The sequence below is a fragment of the Pseudomonas sp. Colony2 genome (assembly GCF_019382755.1).
Classification (GTDB): domain Bacteria; phylum Pseudomonadota; class Gammaproteobacteria; order Pseudomonadales; family Pseudomonadaceae; genus Aquipseudomonas.
Window position 1 is genome coordinate 5572732 of sequence record NZ_CP080030.1, and the last position, 6521, is coordinate 5579252.

The window sequence follows — 6521 nt, forward strand, 5'->3', positions numbered from 1 at the left end:
CCCATCACCTTCAACCGCTTCTTGTACACCCGCCGCGCCTCCAGTGCCTCCTCCAGCGTCACCGCCACAAACCCCGCCCGCTGGTTCGGTTGCATCTGCCCGATCAGATCCAGGTCGGCACTGATCACCGTGCCAATCATCGCGTAGCCCCCGCCCGACACCGCGTCCCGGTGCAGCACGATCGGCTCCAGGCCCGCCGGCACCTGGATCGAACCGATGGGGTAGCAACTGTCGACGATGTTCGACGGATCGGACCCGGCGCCAAACGGCTGCTCCCGTGGCTGAAAGCTCAACGCGCTACCGCCCTTGAAGCGATAGCCGATGCGATCCGCCTCCGAACCGACCGTCCAGGGCTCAGCAAAAAAGCTGGTTTTGGCGCCGGGCGTCAGGCGCTCGTAATACAGCCCCGGCACCACCCGCAGCGTCACGTCCCCGCCCACCGATTGGCGCAATGCCATGGGTAGACTGTTACCCGCCCGGCTTTTGCCGCTGGGCTCGCCGACCGGCAACTCATCACCCTCCACCAGCCGTCGCCCCTGAAAACCGCCCAACGCACCCAGGGTGTAAGTGGAACGACTGCCAAGCACCAGCGGCACATCGATGCCACCGGCCACCGCCAGGTAAGTCCGCGCGCCGGCCCTGGGAAATTCAAAGCGCAGCACTTGCCCGGCCCGCACTTCAAACGCGGTGTCCTGATGCACCACCACGCCGTCCAGGCGCGGCGACATCAGCGCCCCGCACAACGCCACCAACGCATCCTGCTGAAACTCCAGCTCCGGCCCGATCAACGTGCATTCCAGCCCGGCAGCGCCGATGGGGTTGCCCACCAGGTGGTTGGCCGCGCTCAACGCGTATTGGTCCAGGGCGCCGGACGGCGGGATGCCGAGGTGGTAATAACCTTCGCGGCCAAGATCCTGCACGGAGGTGGCGAGGCCGGGTTTGAGTACCTTGATCATGCCAGCGCCTCCTGCAGGGTTTTCGGGTAGCCGATGGGGTCGGCGAGAAAGGCGTCGAGAGAAAACTCCACCGGGCGGATGCGCAGGTCGAAGCGCCCTGCGTCCACTTCTGCCACGGCCAGGTCATAGGCGTCGCGGTCCATGGATTTGAACTGCACGATGTCGCCGGGGCGGAAGAACACCATGTGCTCTTTCAGGTAAGCCAGTTGCTGTTGCGGGTCGTAGATCGGCGCCGGGGTGACGCCGAACATCTGGTAACCGCCGGCGCCGCGTACCGAATAGATACAGCCAAAGCAGCCGCCGTGGCCGAGGGTCAATTTCGGCGTGTCAGTGCGTGGGCGCAGGTACTTGGGCACCTGCAACTGCCGCTCGCGTTCCACCATCTGGAACATGAACGGCAAGCCCGCCACAAACCCCACCATCGAGACAAACCACGGCGCGCCACTGTGGGCCGCGATAAACGCGTCCACATCCGCCAGGCCGTTGATTCGCGCGGCGTATTCCAGGTCGGTGCCGGTCGGGTCCTGATGACGGTCGCGAAAGCGCATCAGGGTTTCATGGGTCCAGGGGTCGTTGTACAGCACCGGGATTTCGATGATGCGGGTGTGCAAGGTGCGTTCGGCCACGGCCTGGGCTTCGGCGCTTTGTACCGCGTCGAGCAGCACGTGGGGCGCGATGCGGTCCGGGTCGAAGCGAATCTGGAACGAGGCATTTGCCAGGCAGACGTCCAGCACACCGTCCAGGGCCAGGCGTTCCACCGCGCGGGTGACGGCCATGCCCTTGAAGAAAGCCTCCAGGGACATGCTCTCGCTGACCTCGGCAAACAGGTGTTCATCACCGCCAAAGCTGTAGCGGATCGGGGAAGATTCAGCCATGTCTGTTCCTCTTGGAATCATTGTAGAAAGGCAGGCAAAAAATCAGTCAGACCCGGTGTCTGGGCACCGGTGTCGGTCAGCGGGGTGTGCGCACTTCGATGCCCGCCTGATCCAGCGCTTCACGGGTGGCTTCCACCAGTTCAAGGGCGCCGGGGGTGTCGCTGTGCAGGCAGATGGAATCGAATTCGATAAACAGGTCTTCCCCTTCCACCGTACGTACCAGCCCGGTCTGACAGGCCCGTAGTACGCGCGCCGCCACCGTTGCCGGATCCAGCGCCCGAACGTTGCGGGTAAACACGATGGAACCCGTGAGATCGTACTCACGGTCGGCGTAAAACTCCCGCACCACTGGCTGGCCGAGTTCCTTGGCGATACGCCAGATCACCGAATTCGGCATGCAATACAGCAGCAGCGTGGGCTCCAGCCGTTGCAGGTTTTCCACCAGCAAACGCGCCGCTTCTTCATCCCGCGCCAGGTGCATGTACAGCGCGCCGTGGGGCTTGATGTGTTGCAGCGTCAGGCCCTGCGCCCGGGCGATTTCCCGCAGGGCGCCGAGTTGATAGAGCATGTCGTCCACCAGCTCCTGGGCCGGGGCGTTGATATGGCGCCGGCCAAAACCTACGAGGTCGCGAAAGCCCGGGTGCGCACCAATCGCCACGCCCAACTGCTTGGCGCGCTCGACCGTGCGGCGCATGGTGCCCGGGTCGCCGGCGTGAAAGCCGGTGGCGATGTTGGCCGAGCTGATGTAGGCCATCAGTTCGCTGTCGACGCCGTCGCCGATGGTCCAGGGGCCGAAGCCTTCGCCCATGTCCGAATTGAAATCCACTGCCTGCATCGGGGTCGCTCCGTTGAAGTTCTTGCGATGGAAATTAGGCTGCGGCTTGACCCCTTGGGAAGATCTATTATCAGATGGCCCATCTTCTGAAAATCAGATACACGATACTGATCGTTCCCACGCTCCGCGCGGGAATGCCGCCCTGGACGCTCTGCGTCCGCCTTTAAAATCGTGACGCGGAGCGTCACAGGATGCGTTCCCACGCAGAGCGTGGGAGCGAGCGGAGAAACCATGTCCCTGACCCTGCGCCAAATCCGCTACTTCGTCGCCACCGCCGAAATCGGCCAGATCTCCCAGGCGGCGATTCACCTGAACATCTCCCAATCGGCGGTGACCACCGCGATCAAGGAGCTGGAAGCGATGCTCGGCGCGCAGCTATTCGTGCGCTCGGCCCAGGGCATGAGCCTGACCGACGCCGGGCGGCATTTTCTCAACCGCGCGTATGTGATTGTGCGCAGCGTCGACGATGCCCTGAACAGCCCGCTGCCGGACTACCGCGCCAGCGGCGTATTGCGGGTGGCCGCCAGCTACACCGTGCTCGGTTACTTCCTGCCGCACCACTTGCAGCGCATGGAACACTGGCACCCGGACGTGACCATCGAGGTGTTCGAACAGGAACGCCAGGCCATCGAACACGGCCTGCTCAACGGCCAGTTCGACATGGCCGTGGTGCTCACCGCCAACCTCACCCACGCGGATATCGTCTCGGAAATCCTCTTCAACTCCGAACGCCGCCTGTGGCTGCCCAGCCATCACCCGCTGTGCGAACGCCCCGCCGTGAGCCTCGCGGATGTAGCCAGGGAGCCGTACATTTTCCTCACCGTCGACGAAGCCGAACAAAGCGCCATGCGCTACTGGGAACAGGCCGGGCAAACCCCCAAGGTGCGGCTGCGCACCAGTTCGGTGGAGGCGGTGCGCAGCATGGTCGCCAACGGCAGCGGCGTGGCGATTCTGTCGGACCTGGTGCATCGCCCGTGGTCACTGGAAGGCAAGCGCATCGAAACCGTGAGCGTCACCGACAAGGTCACGCCCATGAGCGTCGGCCTGGCCTGGCACCGCGAGCGCGATTTCACTCCGGCGATGCAGGCGTTTCGGGATTACTTCCATGATGCATTCCTGGCGCCGCAGCAGTTGTCTGCCCGGCGTTGAAAGCAGCCTGCAAGGTGGCGGCCAGCCAATCCATGAACACCCGCACCCGCAGTGGCAAATGCCGTTGGCCGGCGTACAGCAGGGACACGTCCAGTGCCGGCGCCGGATAGTCCGGCAGCACCGCCACCAACTCGCCGCTGGCCAGTTGATCGTGAATGCCCAGGGCGGGCACCTGGGTCAGGCCAAAGCCACCGATGCACGCCGCCCGGTAAGCGTCGGTGCTGTTGACCGTGACGCGCCCGGCCATGGGAATCCGCTGCACCTTGTTGCCTTGTACGTATTCAAACCCTGGGGAACGTGAGCCCAGCGGGCGTACGTAATGCACCAGTTGATGGTGAGCCAAATCAGCGAGCGTCCTGGGTACGCCGTGGCGTTTCAGGTACGCAGCACTGGCGCAGTTGATCATCGGCATGCTGCACAACAAGCGGGCTACCACCGACTGGTCCGGCTGCGCACCGACGCGCAAGACGCAGTCGAAACCTTCCGCCAGCAAATCAACCTGGCGGTCGGTGCTGCTGATTTCCAGTTCGATCAGCGGGTGCAGGTCCATGAACTCGGGCAGGCGCGGCAGGATCAATTCCCGGGCCATGACATTGGGCATGTCCACCCGAATGCGCCCCGCCAGCTGCGCTTCATCCTGGCGAAACAAGCCTTCCAGCTCTTCCATGTGCGACAGCAAATCCTTGCTGCGCTCATACAGCACGCGCCCGTCCTGGGTCGCCTGGACCTTGCGCGTGGTGCGCTGCAACAGGCGCGCGCCCAGCAACTCTTCCAGTGCCTGCACATGCTCGGAAACCGTGGAGCGCGGCAAGCCCAGGCTCTCGCCCGCCTGGGTGAAACTCGACAGTTCGGTAACGCGCACGAAGGTACGCAGCAACTCTAGTTTGTTCATGGGATTGTTCGCCTTATCCGGCCAGTGATTCCGGTATAGCTCTGTTTATCACGTTATGGCCGGACAAATACACTCAGTCCCACGAACCATCACACGCCCAGAGGACTTCACCATGACCCGTAAAATCGCACTCATCACCGGCGCCAGCCGCGGCCTGGGCAAAAGCGCTGCGCTGCACCTGGCGGCACAAGGCGTCGACATTATCGGTACCTACAACAGCGCGGCGGACGAAGCCCAGGCCGTGGTCGCCCAAGTCGAAGCGCTGGGCGGCAAGGCGGCCATGCTGCAACTGGACGTCAGCCAGAGTTCCACCTTCGAGGCGTTCACCGCCCAGGTCGGCTCGGTATTGAAGGACGTGTTCGGCCAGGCGCACTTCAACTTCCTGATCAACAACGCCGGGATCGGCGCCCACGCCAGCTTCGCCGACACCACCGAAGCGCAGTTCGACCAACTGGTGACGATCCACTTCAAGGGCCCGTTTTTCCTGACCCAGAAACTGCTGCCGCTGATCAGTGACGGTGGCCGCATCATCAATATCTCCAGCGGCCTGGCGCGCTTCAGCCTGCCGGGTTATTCGGCCTACGCCTCGATGAAAGGCGCGGTGGAAGTGCTGACCCGCTACCAGGCCAAGGAACTGGGTGCCCGTGGCATCACCGTGAACACCCTGGCCCCCGGCGCGATTGCCACCGACTTCAGCGGCGGCGTGGTGCGCGACAATCCGGACGTGAACGCGATGGTCGCCAACAACACCGCCCTCGGTCGCGCAGGCTTGCCGGATGATATCGGCGGGGCGATTTCCACCCTGCTGGCCGACGGCAGCAACTGGATCACCGGGCAACGGGTCGAGGCCTCGGGCGGGATGTTTCTGTAACGCGCTCGGATTCTCCGCTAGCATCAATGCTTTCGGATACCTGACAGGCAATCACCCATGAGTTTTGATCCAGGACTGGCCGGTGGCATGGGCGTACTGGCCGCCGTGGTCGACAGCGGCAGTTTCGCCCGCGCCGCCGACAGCCTGGAGATGACGCCTTCGGGGGTCAGCCGGGCTATTTCGCGGCTGGAAAAACGCTTGGGCATCCGCCTGTTCGACCGCACTACCCGCTCGGTGCAATTGACCGACGAGGGCCGGCGTTTCTACCAGGAAATCGCCCCCCTGCTGGCCGGCCTGGAAGAAGCCGCCAGCTCGGCGGCCGACAGCGCCCTGACGGTTCGCGGGCGGTTGCGGGTGAACATCGACCCGTACTTTTCGCGGCTGGTGCTGGGGCCGGTGCTGGGTGAATTCATGAGCCAATACCCGCAGCTGCAGTTGGACCTGCACACGCGGGATCAACTCGGGGACCTGGTGGCGGATGGCTTTGACCTGGCCATCCGTTTTGGCATTCCGCAATCGTCCTCGCTGATCGCCCGCAAGCTGATGGAAGTGCGAGTGCTGACGTTGGCCTCGCCAGCTTATCTCGAGCGGCATGGTCGCCCTTCACACCCCAAGGACCTGGAAGACGGCCAGCACGTGTGCATCGACTTTCGCGACTCCCAGACCGGCCGGCCGTTTGGCTGGGAATTCCACCGGCCGGGCGAGCAGGTCAACATCGCCACCAGCGGGCGGCTGGTGGTCAACGACGCAGGGACCTTGTACAGCGTGTGCGAACACGGCCATGCAGTGGCGCAAATGCTCGACCTTGGGCTGGCACCGGCGCTGGAATCCGGCGCGTTGATCGAGTTGTTTCCCGACTGGCCCGACGAGCGCTTCCCGTTGTATGCCTTCTACCCGTCGCGGCACTTGCCGGCGGCGAAGGTACGGGCGTTCCTTGATTTTG

At 63.8% G+C, this 6521-nt stretch carries 7 protein-coding genes; 3 read left to right on the forward strand and 4 right to left on the reverse strand.

What is annotated here, in order from left to right; translation table 11 throughout:
* The 3 genes from JV201_RS22315 to JV201_RS22325 form a co-directional block, all read right to left on the reverse strand.
* Window positions 1-956: biotin-dependent carboxyltransferase family protein (locus JV201_RS22315; RefSeq protein WP_219406054.1), on the reverse strand; the 956-nt coding region annotated here is incomplete at its 3' end.
* On the reverse strand, window positions 953-1831 hold the full coding sequence (locus JV201_RS22320; protein ID WP_219406055.1) for an allophanate hydrolase subunit 1: 879 nt from the start codon (window positions 1829-1831) through the stop codon (window positions 953-955). The genes JV201_RS22320 and JV201_RS22315, both read right to left, overlap by 4 nt.
* A 76-nt stretch (window positions 1832-1907) precedes the next feature.
* On the reverse strand, window positions 1908-2666 hold the full coding sequence (locus JV201_RS22325) for a 5-oxoprolinase subunit PxpA (protein ID WP_063027778.1): 759 nt from the start codon (window positions 2664-2666) through the stop codon (window positions 1908-1910).
* Between the two features lie 231 nt (window positions 2667-2897).
* On the opposite strand from JV201_RS22325, the gene JV201_RS22330 reads away from it, so the two are divergent.
* Window positions 2898-3815 carry a LysR family transcriptional regulator gene (locus JV201_RS22330; RefSeq protein WP_003211439.1) on the forward strand — a complete coding sequence of 306 codons (918 nt, stop codon included), beginning with the start codon at window positions 2898-2900 and terminating at the stop codon, window positions 3813-3815.
* Here JV201_RS22330 and JV201_RS22335 read toward each other — a convergent pair.
* Window positions 3736-4707 (reverse strand): LysR family transcriptional regulator, encoded by a 972-nt coding sequence (locus tag JV201_RS22335; protein ID WP_219406056.1) that lies wholly within the window; start codon window positions 4705-4707, stop codon window positions 3736-3738. The two genes, JV201_RS22330 and JV201_RS22335, sit on opposite strands and share 80 nt — an antisense overlap.
* A 112-nt stretch (window positions 4708-4819) precedes the next feature.
* On the opposite strand from JV201_RS22335, the gene JV201_RS22340 reads away from it, so the two are divergent.
* Together JV201_RS22340 and JV201_RS22345 are read left to right on the forward strand one after the other, a co-directional pair.
* Window positions 4820-5578, forward strand: coding sequence for an SDR family NAD(P)-dependent oxidoreductase (locus JV201_RS22340; protein WP_219406057.1), 759 nt, complete (start codon window positions 4820-4822; stop codon window positions 5576-5578).
* A gap of 57 nt (window positions 5579-5635) precedes the next feature.
* Window positions 5636-6521: LysR family transcriptional regulator (locus JV201_RS22345; protein WP_219406058.1), on the forward strand; the 886-nt coding region annotated here is incomplete at its 3' end.

Excerpts from the sequence above, each read along its gene's own strand:
- JV201_RS22330 (WP_003211439.1), top strand. The coding sequence starts at position 2,898 with ATGTCCCTGACCCTGCGCCAAATCCGCTACTTCGTCGCCACCGCCGAA.
- JV201_RS22320 (WP_219406055.1), bottom strand. The coding sequence starts at position 1,831 with ATGGCTGAATCTTCCCCGATCCGCTACAGCTTTGGCGGTGATGAACAC.
- JV201_RS22335 (WP_219406056.1), bottom strand. The coding sequence starts at position 4,707 with ATGAACAAACTAGAGTTGCTGCGTACCTTCGTGCGCGTTACCGAACTG.
- JV201_RS22325 (WP_063027778.1), bottom strand. The coding sequence starts at position 2,666 with ATGCAGGCAGTGGATTTCAATTCGGACATGGGCGAAGGCTTCGGCCCC.
- JV201_RS22340 (WP_219406057.1), top strand. The coding sequence starts at position 4,820 with ATGACCCGTAAAATCGCACTCATCACCGGCGCCAGCCGCGGCCTGGGC.